This window comes from Micromonospora coxensis (genome assembly GCF_900090295.1).
Classification (GTDB): Bacteria; Actinomycetota; Actinomycetes; order Mycobacteriales; family Micromonosporaceae; genus Micromonospora; species Micromonospora coxensis.
The window spans coordinates 6,423,172-6,442,649 of the sequence record NZ_LT607753.1 but is presented as its reverse complement, the minus strand read 5'-3'; the positions used below and the strand labels follow the sequence as shown (position 1 = coordinate 6,442,649).

The 19,478-nt window shown below is 72.6% G+C and carries 13 protein-coding genes; 6 read left to right on the top strand and 7 right to left on the bottom strand.

The features are described 5' to 3' along the window. The first annotated feature begins 101 nt into the window (after positions 1-101). The 4 genes from GA0070614_RS28615 to GA0070614_RS28600 all read left to right on the top strand — a co-directional run bounded on the left by GA0070614_RS28615 (position 102) and on the right by GA0070614_RS28600 (position 3,599). Positions 102-524: a hypothetical protein gene (locus GA0070614_RS28615; RefSeq protein ID WP_197701362.1), complete on the top strand. Its 423-nt coding sequence runs from the start codon at positions 102-104 to the stop codon at positions 522-524. 63 nt (positions 525-587) lie between these two features. Continuing rightward, the gene (locus tag GA0070614_RS28610) at positions 588-1,928 is read left to right on the top strand and encodes a DJ-1/PfpI family protein (RefSeq protein WP_088978859.1); all 1,341 of its coding nucleotides are present in this window, start codon (positions 588-590) and stop codon (positions 1,926-1,928) included. 164 nt (positions 1,929-2,092) lie between these two features. Beyond that, entirely contained in the window at positions 2,093-2,707 is a 615-nt protein-coding gene (locus GA0070614_RS28605) for an RNA polymerase sigma factor (protein WP_088978858.1), read from the top strand. Next, entirely contained in the window at positions 2,700-3,599 is a 900-nt protein-coding gene (locus GA0070614_RS28600; RefSeq protein ID WP_088978857.1) for a CU044_5270 family protein, read from the top strand. The genes GA0070614_RS28605 and GA0070614_RS28600 overlap by 8 nt, the downstream gene beginning before the upstream one ends. Positions 3,600-3,658: 59 nt before the next feature. Here GA0070614_RS28600 and GA0070614_RS28595 read toward each other — a convergent pair whose 3' ends face one another. From GA0070614_RS28595 to GA0070614_RS28580, 4 genes are all read right to left on the bottom strand, one after another. Continuing rightward, the gene (locus tag GA0070614_RS28595; protein ID WP_088978856.1) at positions 3,659-9,115 is read right to left on the bottom strand and encodes an ATP-binding protein; all 5,457 of its coding nucleotides are present in this window, start codon (positions 9,113-9,115) and stop codon (positions 3,659-3,661) included. A 450-nt stretch (positions 9,116-9,565) separates the two neighbouring features. Next, a complete protein-coding gene (locus GA0070614_RS28590) occupies positions 9,566-10,474 on the bottom strand; it encodes a phosphotransferase family protein (RefSeq protein WP_231933423.1) in 909 nt (302 codons plus the stop codon). Between the two features lie 284 nt (positions 10,475-10,758). Continuing rightward, positions 10,759-13,035: a catalase/peroxidase HPI gene (gene katG / locus GA0070614_RS28585; protein ID WP_088978854.1), complete on the bottom strand. Its 2,277-nt coding sequence runs from the start codon at positions 13,033-13,035 to the stop codon at positions 10,759-10,761. Next, a complete protein-coding gene (locus GA0070614_RS28580; protein WP_088978853.1) occupies positions 13,036-13,485 on the bottom strand; it encodes a Fur family transcriptional regulator in 450 nt (149 codons plus the stop codon). 413 nt (positions 13,486-13,898) lie between these two features. Here GA0070614_RS28580 and GA0070614_RS28575 point away from each other — a divergent pair, with 413 nt between their 5' ends. Together GA0070614_RS28575 and GA0070614_RS28570 are read left to right on the top strand one after the other, a co-directional pair. Next, positions 13,899-14,318, top strand: coding sequence for a hypothetical protein (locus GA0070614_RS28575; RefSeq protein ID WP_197701361.1), 420 nt, complete (start codon positions 13,899-13,901; stop codon positions 14,316-14,318). Between the two features lie 283 nt (positions 14,319-14,601). Beyond that, complete coding sequence (locus GA0070614_RS28570; protein ID WP_157745112.1) at positions 14,602-15,183, top strand: hypothetical protein; 582 nt, start codon at positions 14,602-14,604, stop codon at positions 15,181-15,183. Between the two features lie 288 nt (positions 15,184-15,471). Here GA0070614_RS28570 and GA0070614_RS28565 read toward each other — a convergent pair whose 3' ends face one another. The 3 genes from GA0070614_RS28565 to GA0070614_RS28555 all read right to left on the bottom strand — a co-directional run bounded on the left by GA0070614_RS28565 (position 15,472) and on the right by GA0070614_RS28555 (position 19,418). Next, positions 15,472-16,116, bottom strand: a complete 645-nt coding sequence (locus GA0070614_RS28565; protein ID WP_088978851.1) for a dihydrofolate reductase family protein — start codon at positions 16,114-16,116, stop codon at positions 15,472-15,474. A 285-nt stretch (positions 16,117-16,401) separates the two neighbouring features. Continuing rightward, positions 16,402-18,051 (bottom strand): glycoside hydrolase family 10 protein, encoded by a 1,650-nt coding sequence (locus GA0070614_RS28560; RefSeq protein WP_088978850.1) that lies wholly within the window; start codon positions 18,049-18,051, stop codon positions 16,402-16,404. Between the two features lie 299 nt (positions 18,052-18,350). Next, positions 18,351-19,418, bottom strand: coding sequence for a DUF2855 family protein (locus GA0070614_RS28555; RefSeq protein WP_088978849.1), 1,068 nt, complete (start codon positions 19,416-19,418; stop codon positions 18,351-18,353). Between the last annotated feature and the right edge of the window lie 60 nt (positions 19,419-19,478).

Here is a 19,478-nt window from a genome sequence, read left to right as displayed (position 1 = left end):
GTCCCGCAGGCGACATGTCCGTACGACAGCCACCCCAGGTATTCGGACCACTCCCCCTCCGAGCATCGCCTCGACGACCGCCCGACGCGCACCGTGGGCTCATGGCACCCACGAACCCGACCACCCCCACCCGCAGCCGCCACGCAGCCGCGCGCGTCGTGCGCCCACTGGTCCGCCACTACGTCGAGATGGTCATCGCGATGGCCGTCGGCATGGCGGTGATCGGCGGTCTGCGCTCGTTGAACGGACTCACCGTCTCGTTCGTCGAGCGTCCCGGCACCGCGTTGCTGTTGATGGCCACGGACATGGCCGTCGGCATGGCCGTCTGGATGCGCGTCCGCCGCCACCCTCGGGCCGCGATCCTCGAGATGTGCGCGGCGATGTACGTCCCCGTCGTCCTGCTGCCTCTGGTGTGGACCGAGGTGATCGGGCCGACGGCGTTCATGGTCGCGGTGCACGTGCTCATGCTGATCGCCATGCTCGCCGTGCTCCTGCGCCGTCGCCACCGACTCGGCCGCTGCTGACCTTGGCGCCGCACCGGGCGCACCCCACCCCCGTCCGTCAGTGCCAGCGAGGAGCCGTGACCCATGCGCCACCGCATCGCGTACATCGTCGTCGTCATGGTGGCGGCGCTCGTGGTGCCCACCGCCGTCGGGACGCCGGGCGTCCTGCGGTCGACCGGCGAGATCCACCCCCGGCGCGTCCCGACGCCGGACGTCGCGCTGCCCGAGCGTCCGGCGCCCGTCCTGGATCCGGGCCGGCCCACCGTGGCCATCGTGCTGGCCTCGGCGGGCGCCAACGTCGCCGACACACTCGCCCCGTACGAGGTGTTCGCGGCGACCGGCCGGTTCAACGTGGTGACCGTGGCGCCGACATCGGAGCCGGTGACACTGACGGGCGGCCTGGACCTCGTACCCGACCTGAGCTTCGCGGACCTGGCTGCCCAGGCCCCGGCGCAGCCGGACGTCATCGTCGTGCCGCAACTCGAAGGTCCCACGGCCGAGGTGGTGCAGTGGCTACGGGCGCAGCGCCGCACGGCAGCCCCGCTCCTGATGAGCGTGTGCGTGGGCGCCGAGGTGCTCGCCGACGCCGGGTTCCTCGACGGCCGCCCGGCCACCTCGCACTGGCTCAAGCTGATCGGGCTGCGCCGCGGCGAGCCGGACGTGGGCTGGACCGGCGGTGTCCGGTTCGTCGACGACGGCGACATCATCACCACCGCGGGGGTGCTGTCCGGGATCGACGGTGCGCTGCGCGTCGTGGAACGGCTCATCGGCGCCTCGGAGGCCGAACGGGTGTCCCGGGCGCTGCACTGGTCCGGCTACCGGCCCGGCGGCGCGGTCACCGTCGCGGCCGAGGAACCGGAGCCACGTGACCTGGTGGCACTGCTGAGCGCCGCCTATCGATGGGATCGGCCGACGACCGGCGTGCTGCTGACCGACGGCGTGGGAGAGATCGAACTGGCCGCCGCCTTCCGGCCCTACACCGAACTGTCCTACCTGGCCCGCCTCCGGGCGTTCAGCGTCGACGGCCGGGCCGTCCGGTCACGCCACGGCCTGACATTCCTGCCCCGATCCGCCTGGAACGCGACGGAGCCGGGCTACGACCGGGTGCTGGTGCCCGGCGGTCCGTCCGATCCGCACGCCGTCCTGGGCGACCCGTCGATCCCCGTGGTCGTGCTGCACCGTGCCGGCGAGTTCCCCTTCGACGGCGCGCTGCGCGACATCGCCGGCACGTACGACGTCGCCACCGCTCGCTGGGTCGCCAAGTCCGTGCAGTACCCGGTGCCGGACGCGGAGCTGCGCGGTCCCCGGTGGCCGTGGCGTCTCACGGCGGTGCCGCTGCTGCTGGCCGGCATCGGCGCGGGCGCGGTGATCCTGGTCGGCGGCGTCCTGCGGCGGCGGGCGACAGCGCGACGAGAGCTGAGCTGAGGCGGGCGGCAGCGATGGCCGCTGCGGGTGCGGGCTGCGCACCGGGCGGAGGCGACGCCCACCCTGCCGCGTGTCCTCCGCCGGCGCCGGTACCGACCCGTGAACCCTTTCGCCCCCGCCTGCGGATAACAGGTGATGATTCCCGGCACTACGAGAGGTCGTGCATGCATCGCTGGAAACGAGTCGAGACCGTCGACGTCGGATCACTCACCGACGCGGCGGTCATCCAACGGTCCCTCCGGACCCCCGAGAGCTTCGCGGTGATCTTCGACCGGCACGCCCCGTACATCCACCGCTACCTGGCCAGGCGGCTCGGCGCCGGGATCGCGGACGATCTGGTCGCCGACACGTTCCTGGCGGCGTTCCGCCGTCGGGACCGGTTCGACACCGCCTACCCGGACGCCCGGCCGTGGCTGTACGGGATCGCCACCAACCTCGTCGGCCAGCACCGGCGCGAGGAGGAACGCGAATACCGGCTGCGGCAGGCGTACGTCCCGGCGCTGAACGAGGCGTCGCACGCCGACCGGGTCAGCACCGTGGTCACCGCGCAGTCGCTACGCCACCTGCTGTTCGACGCCCTGGCCCAGCTCTCCACCGGCGATCGCGACGTCCTGCTGCTGATCGCCTGGGAGGAACTGACCTACGAGGAAGCGGCCAGCGCCCTGGCGATCCCGGTCGGCACCGTGCGGTCACGACTCCACCGCGCCCGCAAGCTGCTCCGCGAGACGCTCGGCAGCGACCCCGTCAACACCATCGAGGAGATGTCGCGTAATGGATGACCTGCAACTGCTCCGGCAACTCGGCGCGGAGACCCCGCCGGCGACCCCCGAGACGTTGTCCCCGGCCCGCAACCGACTGATGGCCGCGGCCACCCCCGCTCCCACCACGATCCGGCGTCCGACCCGACGGAGCTGGCGGGGAGTGCTCGGTGGGGTGGCGGCGGCGGGTGTCGCCGCGGCGGTCACCTCGGTGCTCGTGCTCGCCCCCGACCAGTTCGGCGGTGACGCCCCGGCCGCCCGGGCCGACGCCACCCAGGTGCTGCGCAGCGCGGCGACGGCGGCGCTCCAGGTGCCGGACGCCACCCCCCGGGCCGACCAGTTCATCTACCGCCGCACCCAGGACGGTCCGTCGATCCATGAGAGCTGGCTGTCGGTGGACGGCACCCGCGACGGCCTGGTGCGGGAGTCCGCCGCGGGCAAGCGCACGGAAACACCCGTTCCGGGCTGCCGCGACGGGCGGGCCGCCCTGGTGAAGGGCGGTGAGGTGCTACCGGGCCGGACCGAGCCGTGCACCCCGGAACCCGCGTACCGCCCCGACATGCCGACCGACGCAACGGCCATGCGCGCCTACCTGGCCACGCACGGCAGCGGCGAACCCGGTTCGGTGAACGCCGCCGGCAAGGACGTCATGTACTTCGCCGAGAGCTATCTGCGGCCGGCGTCACGGGCCGCGCTGTACGAGGCCGCGGCAGCGGTGCCGGGTCTGCGCACCGTCGAGAACGTCACCGACGGCGCGGGCCGGTCCGGCATCGGCATCGCCTGGCCGTCGACGAGGGGTGAGGGGGACATCGTCCTGGTCTTCGACGCGGAGACCTACGCCTTCCTCGGCACCTCGGGCACCTCGTCCGTGCAGGCCCTCACCGTCGTCGACAAGGCCGGTCAGACCGGCTGACCGGCGCAGCAGCAGCGGGCGGGCCGCCTCTTCGCGGCCCGCCCGCTCGCTCGCCCCTCCTACGGCAGGCGCGACTCGATGGCGTCGATGATGCGCGGACGCAGTTCGGCGGCGCGGATGACGGCGTCCACCGAGCCGACCTCGACGGCACGCTGGATGTTGTGCACCCGGTCGAACTCCGCGGCGACCTCGCCGAGCTTCTCCGCGCGCACCGAGGCGCGCAGCTCGTCGAGTTCCGCGGTCAACGCGGCGCGTGCGGTGCCGGCCGCGGCCGCCACGCGGGTCTCCAGGTCCCGCACCCGGGGGTCGGCCGCCGTACGGGCGTTGACGTCGGCGGAGAACACCACCGCGGCGGCGGGAGCGCCGCCGAGGACCGAGGCGTACGAGCCTTCCAACGCCAGGACGGTCATGTTCGGGTTCAACGCCTTGGAGAACACCACGAACGCGCCGCCGTGGTACCGCGAGATCACGCAGAAGACGATGGGCCCGCGGAAGTTCACGATCGCCCGGCCGATCTCGGCGCCGTACTCCAACTGCAGCTTGCGCATCGACTCCGGTGAGCCGTCGAAGCCGGACAGGTTCGCCAGCACCACCAGCGGCCGGTTACCGCTGGCCGCGTTGATCGCCCGCGCGGCCTTCTTCGACGAGCGGGGGAACAACGTGCCCGCCGTGTAGGTGTCCGGGCCGTCGGTGGGCGGGAAGCCGCGCCGTGGCACGGCTCGCGACTCGATGCCGAGCAGGCACACGGGGATTCCGCCGAGGTGTACGTCCTGCACCACCGCGGTCTCCGCGTCGGCCATGCCCGCCCAGCGCTCCAGCACCGGGTGGTCCTGGTCGGACAGCGCCCGCATCACGGTCCGGATGTCGAACGGCTTCTTGCGTTCCGGGTTGGCCTCGGCGGAGAAGATCTCGCCGACGGTGGCGAAGGCGCTGCCCGGCATGTCGTGCGGGAAGGTGGAGATGTCGCGGTCCACGGGGTCGGTGGTGCTGGCCCGCCGCGGCGCCTGCTCACCCGGCGCGACGTACGTGTGGTCGTAGTGCGCCATCAGCACGTCCCGTGCGGCCGGCAGGTTCGGCGCCCAGTACTGCGCCTGCCCGTTCGGTCCCATCACCCGGTCGTAGCCGCCGATGCCGAAGTTGTCCTCGGCGGACACCCCACCGGAGAAGTCCAGCGACTGCTTGCCGGTGAGCACCATCGCCGAGTCCGGCGTCATCACCAGCACGCCCCGGGTGTGCATGAGCATCGTAGCCTCGGCGTTCCAGTACGGCTGCGCGCCCACGTTGATGCCCGCCACGACGATGTTGATCTCACCGCCGGCCTGGGTGAACTCGACGATCCGCTTGAGCGCCGCGGCCACCCAGTCCATGTTCTCGGTGCCCGAGGTCATGGAGATCCGGGCCCCGGCGGACAGCGCCCACCACTCCAGCGGCACCCGCGCACGCTCCGCCAGGTCCAGCGCGGCGATCACGCGCCGGCACTCCGGCTCCGACAGGGCGCCCAGCGACTTCGTCGGATCGCCGAGCAGCACGACCCGGGTGACGCCCTGCGGGTGCCGCGCGGTCGGCGTGGTGAGCACCCCGGCGACGATGGCGGCGCTGTTGCGCCCCTTCGGCCGGTCCACCGGCACCAGCGCGTGGTGCTCGTCGAGGTCGTGCTCGACGAACTCGCCGAGCAGGCCGGTCAGCTCGTACGGGTACACCGTGTTGCGGCTGCTGGCGCGCAGCACCTTCAGCCGGTACTCGTCGAGCGGCTCGACGGGCTCGACCGGCGGTTCGCCGACGGTCAGGGCGGCGCCGCCCGCGGCGTCGAACGAGATCCGTACCGCGATCTTGGTCAGCTCGCCGGTCCGGCGGTCGCGCTGCCGCGCGATGAACAGGATCTCCTCCAGCCCGGCGCCCGCGGTCGTCGGGCGCACCCGCCCGGCGATCATCTCCATCTCCTCGCGGGTCAGCTCGCTGGGCGGCCAGACGTAGATCACGATCCGGTTGGTGGTGAAGCGCGTCTTCGACGGTCGCCGCGACTGGGCGCGGCGGATCGAGTCGAGGCAGGCGGCGACGGTGTCCTCGGTGGTCGGCAGCGCGACCAGCCGGCCGTCCTGCTCGCGCAGCTCGGTCAGGTCCCGCACCTGGGCGAACGCGACGAGGCGCTCGTCGGACGGGTTCTCCCGCGCCACGCACTGGAAGAGGTAGACCTCCTCGTCCGCCGACGGCAGCCGGGTCAGGTCGAACTTGTGCAACCGCTCCAGCTGCATCCGCTGCGCGATGTACGGGTGCAGGCCGCGGATCAGCCGATCCTCGACGACCCCCGTGCCCGACGGCCGGAAGGTGAAGTGGTGGTGCATGACCGCGCCGCCACGACCCGCGACGGTGGTGGTGAGCCGGCGCACGCGCGGCAGCGGGTGCGCGGAGATGACCTCGAGCAGCGCGGCAGCCATCGCGTCGAAGTCCTCCGGCTGGTCCTCCCAGGCGAGGTAGATGTCGGCGTCGACGGCGTCGCCGTCACCGGCCAGCTCGACGAGCCCGCGCAGCGCGCTGCCCAGCGCGTCGAAGCGCACCGCGGTGGAGACCACGCTGGAGTCCACCCGCTCGGCGACCACGAACCGGCAGCCGGCGACCTCGCGGGCACGTATGCCGGTGAGGGCCTTGTTGCCGTAGTAGCGCCGGGTCAGCACCTCCAGCATGACCGTGTTGTCGAGGTGGTCGCGTACCAGCCGCTGCCCGAGCAGCCGGACCAGCGGCTCGGTGCTGCGGACCATCTCCGCGATGCGTTCGGCGCGGTCCGGCGCGTCCGGGTGCGCGTCCAGGTGGCGGAGGTGGCTGCGGACCTGGGCGTAGACGCGGGCGCGGTTGCGGCGCAGCAGCGGCTGGGCGAACCAGGCGAACACCACGCCGCGGGCCAGGTCGGCGACCACCGGGAAGCGGACCTGCGTCGCGGCCACCAGCCGCTCCAGCGCGAGGCCGGCGGGCTCGCGCAGCGTCTCGTCCGGCGGCGGCTCCCGCAGCCAGGCGCGCAGCAGCGTCGCGACGACCGTGGCGTCGGCGGACGCCCGTTGCTGGGCGAGGAAGATCCGGAACACGGCGGCTTCGAGCGCGGGAGAGCGCTCCAGGTCGGTGACCCCGTAGTGCCCGAGCGCCTTGGCGAGCCTGGCCTGGAACGCAGCGGGCAGGCCGGCCCGTTCGATGTCGAGGCTCTGCAGGTACGTGTGGAAGTACTCGCGGGCGCTGAAGACGTGGCCGTCGCCGTCCTCGCCCGTCGGCCGGTTGCGGCTCAGCTCGGTGAGGTCGGCGAACACGGTGACCAGGTCCAGCTCCTCGGCCAGGGGCCGGTGCCCGTCCTCGGTGGCCGCCCGCCGCGCGGTGAGGTAGTCGTCGAGCACCCGGCGGTCGTCGTGCGGGTCGACGTCGAAGCCGAGCAGCAGGCCGCGCAGGTCCTCCTGGCCGCGCCGGCTGCGCCGGGACGCCGGGACGTCCTCCGACGCGGCGGGCAGGTCCAGCTCGACGGCGACGGCGGCCGGGCCGCTCGCGGTCTCGGCGGCCCCGTCGCTGAGCGGCTCCAGCCGCAGCAGCGGCGCGCCGGCCTCCACCTGGCTGCCCACCGAGACGGCGCACTCCTTCAGCCGCGCCCGGAACGGCGCCCGCAGCACCGTCTCCATCTTCATGGCTTCGAGCACCAGCACCGGTGCGTCCGCCTCGACCTCGTCGCCGACCTCCAGTGGCGTGGCGACGACCAGCGCGGGCATGGGGGAACGCAGGACGCCGCCCTCGTCGCGGCTGACCCGGTGCGTCACCCCGTCCACCTCGACCAGGTGGACGGGTCCGTGGGTGCCGGTGAGCAGGCGGTACCGGGAGCCGTTGACGACGATGTGGCCGGTGTGCTGGTCGAAGCGGTCGAGTTCGACGTCGGCGGTGCGCACGGCGGCGCCCGCCTCGATGCCGACCCGGAACCGGTACGCGCCGACCCGCGCCACGCGCAAGCGGTAGCTGACGCCGCGCAGTTTCAGGTCGAGCGGCCCGCCGCTGCGGTGCTGCACCTGCGGACGCCCGCCGGACGCCGTCGACAGCAGCCGCTGCCGCTCGACGCGCTCCTCCTCCTCGTACGCCTCGATGGCGGCGGCGACCAGCGCGACCGCGGAGTGCCGGTGCGCGACGAGCCTGCCCTCGCCCCGTACCCGGTCGATCCAGCCGGTGTCCGCGCTGGCGTCGATCACCTCGGGCTGGTCGAGCAGGTCGAGCACGAAGCTCTTGTTGGTCGCCCCACCCTCGATGACCACCGTGGTGTTCGCCATCGCCCGGCGCAGCTTGCCGAGCGCCTCGTCACGGTCACGGCCGTACGCGATGATCTTGGCGATCATCGAGTCGAAGTTGGCCGGGATGGTGTCACCCTCACTGACGCCGGTGTCGACCCGGATGCCCGGGCCGCTGGGCAGGTCCAGCCGCGCGATCCGACCCGGCGACGGCGCGAAGTCGCGATCGGGGTCCTCGGCGTTGAGCCGGGCCTCGATGGCGTGCCCGCGCTCCACCGGCGGCTCGCCGACGAGTCGCCCACCGGAGGCGACGTGCAGCTGCGCCTTGACCAGATCGAACCCGGTGGTCAGCTCGGTGATCGGGTGCTCGACCTGCAGGCGGGTGTTGACCTCGAGGAACGCGAACACCTGCTCGCCGGGGTGGTACAGGAACTCGACGGTGGCCGCGCCCCGGTAGCCGACCGCCAGGGCCAGCCGTTCGGCCGACGCCTTGAGCTCGGCCGCCTGGGCCGGGCTGAGCACCGGCGACGCCGACTCCTCGATGACCTTCTGGTTGCGTCGCTGCACCGAGCAGTCGCGGACACCGAGCGCCCACGCGGTGCCCTGTCCGTCGGCGATCACCTGGACCTCGACGTGCCGGGCCCCGGTGACCAGGCGCTCCAGGAACACGACGCCGCTGCCGAAGGCCCGCGCCGCCTCCTGGCTGGTGCGCTCGTACGCGTCGACGAGCTCGTCGGCGTTCCTGATCACGCGGATGCCGCGCCCGCCACCGCCGGCGGTCGCCTTCAGCATCAGCGGGTAGCCGATCTCGGCCGCCGCCGCCCGCGCGGCATCCACGGTCGCGACGGCGCCACGGCTCCACGGCGCGACCGGCACACCGACCTCCTCGGCGATCAGCTTCGCGCCGATCTTGTCGCCGAGCTGGCGCATGGCCTCCGGGCTCGGCCCGACGAAGGTGACCCCGATCTTCTCGCACAGCTGGGCGAACGCCGGATCCTCGGCGACGAAACCCCAGCCGACCCACGCGGCGTCGGCCCCGGTCTCCGTCAGCGCGCGCTCCAGCGCCACCAGGTCGAGGTACGGACGGGCGGACGCCGGACCGAGGTCGTAGGCGATGTCCGCCGCACGTACGAAGGTCGCGGTGCGGTCGACGTCGGTGTACAGGGCGACAGTCTCGATCGGGACGCCGGTCTCCGCAGCCAACTCTCGGACTGCGTGGATGAGCCGCATGGCAGCCTCACCACGGTTGACGATGGCGACACGGTTGAACACCCGATTGACCCCTTTTGGTAGATCTTTGGCGTGCACGCCGTGAGACGATGACTCCCGGCAGTGGCTACCCTTCCGCCTGCCGACCGGATGCGCCATGGTGCTCCCACCGAACCACCCACCCGTCATTTGTAGGAAACCACCAAAAGTCTTTGGTCCCCGGGCCGGCGGCTCGCCCTCCGACCACGACCAAGCGGCAGTCGGTGACCGGCTCTCAGGGCCAGAGGCGACGCCGGCCGGCCGCCGCCACGAACGCGTCCGGCCCGACTCCCGTGGATGGCCAGCCGCCGGTCCGCGCGAGATCGACGACGACATCCACCACGCGTTCGTCACCGGTGGCTGCGCCGTCATCTGGCGACGACTGCGCAGCGCAGAGTGGGGGCGGGCGATCGCCCCAGGGGTGGCCAGCGCGATGCGTCAGAACGCCCCCGCAGCGGTCCGGCCCGCGCAGCCTCACATCCGGGATCTCAGCACGTCGACCTCACAGCCCGGCGCGAAGGCGTCGAAGCCGTGCTCGATCAGCCAGCGCACGGCCAGCAGGCTTCGCAACGACCACCACGCGTGGATCACGTCGAGGTCGATGTCGGCGCCATAGCCGGCGATGACGTCGTCGAGGTGCTCCTCGTGTCCGAGCGTGAAGGTGGCGAGGTCGTACAGGGCATCACCCTGGCCCGCCTCGGACCAGTCGATGATGCCGGTCACCTCGTCGCCGTCGACGAAGACGTGCGCGATCTGCAGGTCGCCGTGGGTGAACGCCGGAGTCCACGGCCGCAGGGCGGCCTCGGCGACCTGGCGGTTGCGGGTGACCAGATCGGCGGGGAGGACACCGTCGGCCACGAGCACCTCGCACTCGTCGTCGAGTTCCGCCGCCAGCGCGCCCACGCTCCGCCCGGCCCGACCGGGCCAGGGCGGCAGGGGTGCTTCGTGCAACGTCCGGATGGCGGCGCCCGCCGCGGCCCATGCCGCCGGCGACCCGGTCGACGGCCCGCCGAGGCGCCCGAGCGTCGTCCCCGGGAGTGCGGCGATCGCGAGTACGGGCGGCTTGCGCCACAGGACCTGCGGGGTCGGGACCGGCGCGAGGGACATCGCCTCGACCTCGACGTCGATACGCCCCTGGTCGGCGTCCACCTTCAGGAACACGTCACCGACGCGCAGAGTCGCACGCTCGGAATGGGCGACGACGACTTCGACCTCATCCATCAGCGACCAGTATTCCCGGGGACGGTCACCGACGTCGCCAGGATTATCGCGTGCGATGACGCGGCGAACCCGCGTCCCGCTACCCGCCGGCCTCGTGCACGGCACCAACCGCCGGCCAGGGTCGAGCTCACACTGCCAGGAGTCCTCAGGGAGGTTCCGCACCGTCCGGGAGGTCCTCGTGCCCCACGCTGACGCACCCCTGACCGAACGTGGCCGGCTGCGCCGGGCGCGTGGCGTGGTTGACGATCATCGGCCGCCGCGGCGGGCCACGGCACGGTTCCCGCTCAGCGTGGACAGTGCCGGGCGGGCCCTCGGTGCCGGCGTCCTCGGCGGACCGGTCAGCAGGTGGCCGTCCCGCCAGCGGTCACGACGGCGGTCGGCCTGCCGAGCGCCGAGCCCCGGTCGATCCATCCGCGATCGACCGGGGCTCGGTGTTGCGGACCGGATCAGGCGAGATCGAACCGGTCGAGTTCCATGACCTTGGTCCAGGCCGCGACGAAGTCGGTGACGAACTTGTCGCGGGCGTCCTGACTGGCGTAGACCTCGGCGAGGGCGCGCAGCTGGGAGTTGGAGCCGAAGATGAGGTCGACCGCGGTGGCGGTCCACCGCACCTCGTCGGTGGCCAGGTCGCGGATCTCGTACACGTGCTCCTCGGACTCCGACGCCTTCCACCGGGTGCCCGGGGAGAGCAGGTTGGCGAAGAAGTCGTTGGTGAGCACGCCGGGCCGGTCGGTGAGCACACCGTGCCGCGTGCCGCCGACGTTGGCCCCGAGGGCACGCAGACCGCCGACGAGGACGGTCATCTCGGGCGCGGTGAGGTTCAGCATGTACGCCCGGTCGACGAGCAGCACCTCCGGCTGGGTCTTCTCACCGGGCCGCAGGTAGTTGCGGAACCCGTCCGCGCGCGGCTCGAGGACCCGGAAGGACTCGACGTCGGTCTGCTCCTGGGTGGCGTCGGTGCGGCCCGGGTGGAACGGAACGCTGACCTCGACCCCGGCGTCACGCGCCGCCTTCTCCACCGCGGCGGAGCCGGCCAGCACGATCAGGTCCGCGAGCGAGATCTGCGCGCCGCCGGCGGAGTTGAACTCCCGCTGGATGCCCTCGAGGGTCGCCAGGACCGTCGCGAGCTGCTCGGGCTGGTTGACCTCCCAGCTGCGCTGCGGCTCGAGACGGATCCGCGCGCCGTTGGCGCCGCCACGCTTGTCGGTGGACCGGAAGCTGGCGGCGGAGGCCCAGGCGGTGGAGACCAGCTGGGCGGTGCTCAGACCCGACTCCAGGACCTTCGCCTTGAGGGCGGCGACGTCGTCGGCGCCCACGAGCGCGTGGTCGACGGCCGGCACCGGGTCCTGCCACAGCTGGGGCTCCGGCACCCACGGCCCGAGGAAGCGGCTGACCGGACCCATGTCGCGGTGCAGCAGCTTGTACCAGGCCTTGGCGAAGGCCAGCGCGAACTCGTCGGGGTTCTCCAGGAATCGGCGCGAGATCTTCTCGTACGCCGGGTCGAAACGCAGCGACAGGTCGGTGGTGAGCATCGTCGGCTTGTGCTTCTTCGCCGGGTCGTGCGCGTCCGGGATGATCGCCTCGGCGTCCTTGGCGACCCACTGCTTCGCGCCGCCGGGGCTCGTGGTGAGCTCCCACTCGTAGCCGAAGAGGATCTCGAAGAAGCGGTTGCTCCACTGGGTCGGCCGGTCGGTCCACGTCACCTCGAGGCCGCTGGTGATCGTGTCCGCGCCCTTGCCGCTGCCGTAGGTGCTCAGCCAGCCCAGGCCCTGCGCCTCCAGCGGGGCGGCCTCGGGCTCCGGGCCGACGTGATCGTCGGCGATGCCGGCGCCGTGGGTCTTGCCGAAGGTGTGGCCGCCGGCGATGAGAGCCACGGTCTCCTCGTCGTTCATCGCCATCCGGGCGAAGGTCTCCCGGATGAAGTGCGCCGCCGCGAGCGGGTCGGCGTTGCCGTTCGGGCCCTCCGGGTTGACGTAGATGAGACCCATCTCCGTCGCCCCGACCTCCGGCGCCATCTCCTTCTCGGAGACGTAGCGCTCGTCGCCGAGCCAGGTGTCCTCCGGACCCCAGAAGATCTCCTCGGGCTCCCAGACGTCCTCCCGGCCGAAGCCGAAACCGAAGGTCTTGAAGCCCATCGACTCCAGGGCCACGTTGCCGGCGAGCACCAGCAGGTCGGCCCAGGAGATCTTCTGGCCGTACTTCTGCTTCACCGGCCAGAGCAGCCGGCGGGCCTTGTCGAGGTTGGCGTTGTCCGGCCAGCTGTTGAGCGGGGCGAACCGCTGGCCGCCGTCACCGGCGCCGCCACGACCGTCGTGGATGCGGTAGGTGCCCGCGGCGTGCCAGCTCATCCGGATCATCAGGCCGCCGTAGTGGCCGAAGTCGGCCGGCCACCAGTCCTGCGAGGTGGTGAGGACCTCGGTGATGTCGCGCTTGAGGGCGTCGACGTCGAGCTTGGCGAACTCCTCGGCGTAGCGGAACCCCTCCCCCAGCGGGTTGGCCTTGGAGGAGTGGGCGTGCAGCACCGACAGGTCGAGCTGATTGGGCCACCAGTCCCGGTTGGTGCGCGGTCGACCGCCGGTCTTCGGCGTCGGCGAGTCGATCGCCGGGTTCTCGCTCTCGCTGCCGTGTGCGGTCACGGAGTCGTGCGCGACCGGACAGCCGGCCGCCGCCTTCTTGTCCACGCCCTGGGCGCTGGAGGGGGCGTTGTCCTCGATGTCGCTCATCTACTTCCTTCCGGACTGGTGGATCTCTGAACGGTGCTCGGTCGCGCAGTCGGGGCAGGTGCCCCAGAACACGACCTCCGCCTCGTCGACGGCGAAGCCGCGGTCGTCGGAGGCGGTGAGACAGGGAGCCTCACCGACGGCGCAGTCGACGTCGGCGATCGTGCCGCAGGAGCGGCAGACGACGTGGTGGTGGTTGTCCCCCACCCGACGCTCGTAGCGGGCGGTCGCACCGGCGGGCTGGATGCGCCGCACCAGACCCGCTGCGGTCAGCGCCCGCAGCACGTCGTACACCGCCTGGTGGGAGACGGTGGGGTGGTCCGCGCGCACCAGGGCGATCACCGTGTCGGTGTCGACGTGCGGGTGGTCGCGCAGCGCGGCGAGCACCGCCAACCGGGGGCGGGTCACGCGCAGCGAGACCGCTCGCAACTGATCCTCGAGGTCGGAGGTCATACGCAGAATCTAGTCCAGTTTTCTGGAATGAATCAAGTTTCCGGCCGGGCGAGTTGGCCAACGACACATCCGGGCGTCCGAGGCCCTCCCCGGCCTCGGCTCGCGCGATCGGCGCCGGCCGCCGGGCGCCGGCGTGACGACCACAGCGCGACAGCAGCCGTCACGCGACCTGGGGGCGCGCCGCGTACGACCCTTCGCGGACCACCTCGAAATCGGACATATCGACCAGCCCGGACCCGGGTGCGGGACGCGGCGCCCCCTACTGGCGTGGATCCGTCTGGGCGATCCGCCGGATTGCGGTGAGGATGGGTGCCGTGACCGCCGTTCGTGACCTTTCCTTCGACGCATCCCGTGTCCTCGAAGCCGTCACGGCCCTCCTGACCGGACCGGTTCCGCCCGCCGGCAGCCCGACCGTGATCGACTCCGACCCGCACACCGGCGAGTGGGTGGCGACCCGCGCCGCCGGCTTCGTGCTCGCCCCGCTGTGGGAGGGGCGGGACCTCACCGGTCTGCGCGACCCGGAGTGGACCGAGCAGCTCGAAGCCGGCGACCGACACCTGGCCACCGTGACCGGCAGGCTGGACGAGCAGTGGGGCCCGCACCGCGTCCTCACCGTCGACCACCTCATCCGGAACCCGCAGGCGGACCGTCCGCCGCTCTACGACGCGCTGCTGCGTCAGGACCTCTACGGCGACCTGCACGTCTGGGCACCCGACCAGGCGGGAGACCGACACCTCGCGGTCGTGCTCGGGCACAGCGACGGCGACCAGCCCCTCACGCTCGCCGCGCTGGTCACCGTCGGCCCGCTCCCCGAGCTGCCCGTCGACCCGTGAGCCGCAGCTTCCCGCGGAGGGCGTCGAAGTCGCCCGGACTGCCGCCGGTCCGACGCGGGGCGGCGGGCCGTCAGCCGGCAGCCGTCGCCGCGCCCAGAAGCGTCATCGGGGTGAGCCGACCCTCTCCGCCCGGCCGACCACACTCGCGAGCCCTGCCCTCCTTCGGGCCGGGATGGCTGCCGGGCACGGCTCCGACACCCACCGGAGCGCGACTGCCACGCAGGGTTGCGGCCCCACCGTAGCGTGAGGACAGATCCCGTCCTCGAAAGGGCGTGCTGACGTGATGGATACGGTCCTCAGCATCGTTGGTGTAGCGCTGGTCGTGGTATCGCTGTGCTTCTCTGCCGTACAGACTCGCGAGGTGGCGAGACAGAGCCGCATCAACAACGGTATCGGCTCGGCGGCCGCCCTGATGGAGATCAACAACATCTCCCGCGCCTGGCACGACCGACTGCTTGAGAATCCATCGCTCCGCCCATATTTCTTCGATGGCAGGCCCTCCACTCCGCAGGACGCCGATCGGCAGAGGGTACTGACCCTCGCGGAACTGCTCGCCGACGTTCTCGAGTGTGAACTGCAGGTCGCCGCGCTACTGCCCGCCTTCCAGTTCTCCCACTCCTGGCATCAGTGGCCGGCGTACATGCTGAAGCAGAGTCCGGTCCTGACCGAGGCGGTGGAGGGCCATCCTGAGTGGTGGCCAGCACTCCGCTCACTGCAACTGGCAACCCGCAAGCCCAACGCCGACGGAACGGTGACCCACCCCCTCGTCAGGACGCGTGAGACCCGCTGGATGGGCACCTCGCCCCGGCTCCCACAGATACGTCTTTCCGGAGCACAACGTCGAACCGACAGAAGAGCTCACTGACAGCCCAGGTGGGCACCGCCCCATCGGGCACCCACGCATTTCCACCGACGCGGATGCCCGATCCTGCCACCCGGCGAATGCGGTGCGCACCGGCGAGCCGGGAACCGCGGACCGAAGCCTGTCCCGACGGCAGCACCACGCCGCAGGGTCTGACGGGCCGTCGCTCGACGGTTGCGGCCCTGCCGCGAGGCACCTCGTCACGGCGTCGGCACCTCGAACTGCCGACGCCACGACGCAGTGCCGAACGGGCCGACTCGCCACCGACGAAACGGGCCCACCTGGCGCGCTTCAGGCGTCGCGCCCGACGCCACGATCGGGCGCGCTCATGTCCCCCGTCCCGGGTGTGCCCTCGGCGAGCCCGTAGCGCAGGTAGACGGTGCCCTTCGGGCCGGCCACCGGCGGTTCGAGGAGCGTGACGTTCGTGGGCACCGCGCCACCGTCGAAGACCTTCTTCCCGACACCGAGCACGATCGGGTACACCCAGAGGTCGAGACGGTCGAAGAGCTTCTCGCGCAGGAGGGTCTGCACCAGGTTCAAACTCCCGACCACCTTCACGTGCTCGTGCCGGTCACGGATCTCGCGCACCGCGCCGACCAGATCCCGGCCGAGCTGCGTGGAGCCGGCCCACGAGAGGTCGGGCCTGCCGCGCGATGCCACGTACTTCGGGATGCTGTTGAACAGCGTGGCGATCTCGTTGTCCACGCCGCCCTCCTGGTGCGGCCAGTAGGCGGCGAAGATGTCGTACGTCCGCCGGCCGAGCAGGAGGGCGTCCGTGCCCTCGTACGCGGCGCCGACCTGCGCCCCGGTGACCTCGTCCAGCAGGGGCGCCTGCCATCCGCCGAACGGGAACCCGACCGGGTCCTCGTCCGGGCCGCCGGGCGACTGCCCGACGAGGTCGAGGGTCGCGAACAGTTCGATGTGGACGATGCCCATGCCCTACTCCCGATGCATCGGTGGTCTCGGTCGCCAGGTAGACCTGTGGACGCAGGCGGACTCATCGCTGCGACGGCACCCAGCTCTGCACGCAAGCACAACTGTATGGGGGGTGGCTCGGTTACCGGGCCCACCGGCCGCCCACCGCGTCGGCGCCGTGACGCCTCCGGCCGCCGCCGCGCCGGGGTGGACATCCCACACCTATGAGCTGTCGTCAGCGGACGTGTCCGGCGACGTCGAGCACGAGGAGGCGGGCACCCCGGGACCAGCCGTCGGCACGGTCCCTCACCCCGCCGCGACGGGCGCCGGCGCGCTGAGCGGGCCCTCGTTGCCGCTGCGATCGAGCCCTGACACGCAGTAGGTGAGCGGACGTCCGGCCGGCGCGGCGCGGTCGACCCACCCGGTGCCCCGGGTGGTGCCCACCAGCCGGGCCGCGTCGCCGTCGACCCGGTAGACGGCGAAGCTCGTCGCGCCGTCGCCGCGCCAGGTCAGCGCGACCTGGCCGGGGTCCGCCCGCCGCACCTCGGTGACCGCCGGCGCGGCCGGCGGGGTGGCCGGCAGGTGCGCCATCACCGGCACCAGCGCCGGGGCGGCGTAGTGCGCGTCGCGGTAGCGGCTGACCGCGCCGAGCCGGTCGGCGCGGACCTGCCGGGCGCTGAAGTGCACGCTCCCGCTCACCCCGTGCCGGCGGTTGAGGGCGAGCTGGCGGTCCAACTCGCCCGGGTCGCGCCAGGCGCCGCGCTCACCCACCCGGTAGTCCGCCTGCCCGATGTAGAGCTGTACCCGGGTGCCGCGCACCGTGGCCGTCCACCACGGCAGCAGCTTGGCGTAGTCGGCCCTGCCGAACCCGATGTGCCAGTAGAGCTGCGGCACGACGTAGTCCAGCCACTGCTCGCGTACCCAGAGCCGGGTGTCGGCGTAGATGTCGTCGTAGCTCTGCAACCCGGCGGTCGCCGAGCCGGCCGGATCGGTACGCGCGTTGCGCCAGATGCCGAACGGGCTGATGCCGAACTTCACCCACGGCTTGAGCGCCTTGATCCGCTCGCTCATCTCGCGGACCAGCGTGTTCACGTTGTCCCGGCGCCAGGCGTCCTTGTCGGCGAAGCCCCGGCCGTACCGGACGAACGCGGCGTCGTCGGGGAAGTCCTGCCCGGCCTCCGGGTACGGGTAGAAGAAGTCGTCGAAGTGCACCCCGTCGACGTCGTAGCGGCGGACCGCCTCCAGCATGGAGTCCTCGACGAACGCGCGCGCCTCGGGGATGCCCGGGTTGAAGTAGAGCCGGCTGCCGGGCCGGTCGGCGCTGGGATAGGTCACCACCCAGTCGCGGTGCCGGCGCAGCGGGTGGGTCGGCGCGAGCTGGTCGAGCCGGGGGCCGGGTCCGCCCACCGTGGCCGGCTGTCCACCCCGGTACGGGTTGAACCAGGCGTGGAACTCCAGGTTGCGGGCGTGCGCCTCGGCGATCATGAACTCCATCGGGTCCCAGCCCGGATCCCGGCCGTCGCGGCGCCCGGTCAGCCACTCCGACCACGGCGCGTACTCCGACGGCCAGAGCGCGTCCCCGCTCGGGCGGACATGCACGAAGACGGCGTTGTGGTGGTGCCGCACGGCCAGGTCGAGCCAGCCGCGCAACTCGGCGCGTACCGTCTCGGCCGGCAGCCCGCGCCGGCTCGGCCAGTCGATGTTGTTCACCGTGGTGATCCACATGCCGCGCAGCTCGCGGGTCGGCCGGGCCGGCCGACCGGCGCAGGCGGGGACGCCGCCGGCCGAAGCAGCCTCGGCCGGCGCCGCGGCCCGGCCCGTCGCGTCGCCGCCCGAGCGCTCCCGCAGCGACCAGGCGCCCGCGGTGACCGTCACGGCGAGCGCGGCGATCACCGCGACCAGCACCGGGGTACGACGACGGCGGACGGGCGTGACGGGCGGGTCGGCGGCGATCATCGCCCCAGTCTGCCCAGTGCGGCCCGCAGGGTGAACCGGCGCGCCGGTTACTTAACGGGCAGCTAAGGCCGGCCGCCGCCCTCACCCGTGGCCTCGACCGCGTGCCGGCGGCGCCGGCCCGCCCGAGGGATGCCGTCGTGGTGCCGCCCCGGCCGGCGGCAAGCGCACGGCCGACGGGGCGCCCGGAGCCGGTCCGGTGCCGCGCAGCGACGGAACCTGCCGTCGCCGCGCGCCGGACCGGTCGCTGCGGGCCGCGGAAAATCGGCGTCCGGCACGCCCGCCGGACGCCGCGCCTGCGATCAGAACTGGACGACGTGCCCCACACGCGGCGGCGTACGGCCCGCGAGGACCTCCCCCCACGCGGCCCGCAGGGCCTCGGGGCCCGTGCCGGCGCGGACGTCGAGCCAGCCGTCCACCACCTCGGCGAACCGCCGCCAGGCCTCGGTGAAACGCCGGTCGAGCTCGTCGGCGCCCCAGTCCTGGCGCCGCTTGCGCATCTGGACCGGGGCGAAGAACACCTCACCGGCGGCGTCGGCGTTGGGGATCCGACTGGTGAGCCCGACCGCGACGTCGCGTACCAGCCGGTCACCGAGACGCCGCCGCAGGGCGGCCCGGGTCGCCGGCTCCCCGGACAGGTCGAGATGGGCGGTCGGCACCCGGTCGAGCAGGTCGATCTCGTCGTAGCCGACGACCTCGTCGTAGCAGCCGAGCGACCGGGTGAACTCCCGGTTGCCGGGCGAGGTGAGCCCCACCAGCCGCGGGCCACGACCGCGCAGGAGGAACGCGGTGGCGTAGGCGGTCTTGCTGGACGCCGACGACAGCACCACCGACGCCGCCCCGTGGAAGTCGTCGTCGACCACCCGGTCGGCGAGCATGAACGAGGTGAAGAAGAGTGGCCGGAACAGGATCAGCAGGTCCTCCTGGTCCGCCCGGTAGGCCGGGTCGCCGGCGCTCGACCGGTACACCTGGTACGGCGAGGGCAGCTCGGCCCGGTGCCCGCTGACGTCGCGGAACCCGCGCGCGTCCACCCGGCCCGGCCGCACCAGCAGGTGGCCGGCGGACGGGAGGTAGCCGTAGACGCGCTGCCCCGCCGCGACCCCGGCGACCGTCGACGCGACCACCTCGGCGAAGCCCCACAGCGGCGGGAGCCCCCACTGCGGTCCGAGCCCGCGGGGACCGGGCGGGAAGAACTCCCAGTACCGCATCGCGTCGCCGAGCACCGCGTAGGTCACGTTGTTGGCGGTGAGGCCGACGCGGTCGACGCGTAGCAGCGCCTCACCCTCGGACACCTCGGCCGTCGCGCCGTCGACGAGCGTCGTGCGGCCGAGGTCGTCGCGCGCCACGGCGAACGTCCAGCAAGCAGGCATGGAGGTGACGCTAGGCGGCGCCCAGGCCCGAGACAAGTGCACTGGGAGTGCAAAATCCCA